Here is a 1,006-nt window from a genome sequence, read left to right on the forward strand (position 1 = left end):
AAATAACCCGTTGGGTGTAATTATTTGTAGTAAAATATACTGACTAGATATTGGTCAAGATACTGAAATTCAGTATCTTGATGTCGTCAAACAAACCAATATCTATGTCAAATATAGTGAAAAATTATTTTAGAGTTTTAGAAGTTATAAGTTCTTTGAATTGTGAATTGGAATATAAATCAGATGTTGGAAGAAAACAAAAAATGTCTGATTTAGAAGTAGTTGCGCTAAGTCTAACAGCTGAATTTATGTCTATTGATAGTGAAAACTCTTTGTTTAAAGAGATAAATAGAGAACAAATTTCCAATTTAATTGAACGAAGTCAGTTTAATAAAAGAAGACGAAAATTGTTTTTCTTTTTAGAAGAAGTAAGAACAAAATTAGCGTCTCGGTTTTTAGAATTTGAAGATTATTTTATTGTGGATAGTATGCCGTTGGAGATTTGTAAATTTGCTCGTCATAGGAGAATTAAAATTTGCAAAAACGAGTTTGAAACTGCTCCTTCAAAAGGGTTTTGTGCTTCTCAAAACAACTGGTTTTACGGATATAAATTGCATGGGGTTTGTTCTATAAATGGAATTTTCCATTCATTGGATATTACAAAAGCAGAAGTTCATGATGTTCATTTTTTAAAGAGCATAAAACATCAAATGTCTGATTGTGTTTTGCTTGGCGATAGAGGTTACTTGTCTCAAAGCATTCAATTGGATTTGTTTCAAACGGTAAATATTAAATTAGAAACCCCAAAAAGGAAAAATCAAAAAGACTATAAACCACAACCTTATATCTTTAGAAAATCAAGAAAAAGAATTGAAACATTATTTTCTCAACTATGCGATCAGTTCAGAATTAGAAACAATTACGCTAAAACTTTTGAAGGTTTTAAAACAAGAATTTTAGCAAAAATAACAGCATTAACATTGGTTCAGTATATCAATAAATTCATTTTTGATAGACCGATAAACAATATTAAAAATCAAACAATTTAATTACACCCAACGGGTTA

The 1,006-nt window shown here is 28.5% G+C and carries 1 protein-coding gene; it reads left to right on the plus strand.

Annotated elements, in window-relative coordinates:
* Nucleotides 1-104 precede the first annotated feature (104 nt).
* Nucleotides 105-989, plus strand: a complete 885-nt coding sequence (locus ABEG11_RS19010) for an IS982 family transposase (protein ID WP_435302852.1) — start codon at nt 105-107, stop codon at nt 987-989.
* Nucleotides 990-1,006: the final 17 nt, after the last annotated feature.

Origin of the sequence: Flavobacterium aestuarii, from assembly GCF_040049115.1 — a bacterium.
Taxonomy (GTDB): Bacteria; Bacteroidota; Bacteroidia; order Flavobacteriales; family Flavobacteriaceae; genus Flavobacterium; species Flavobacterium aestuarii.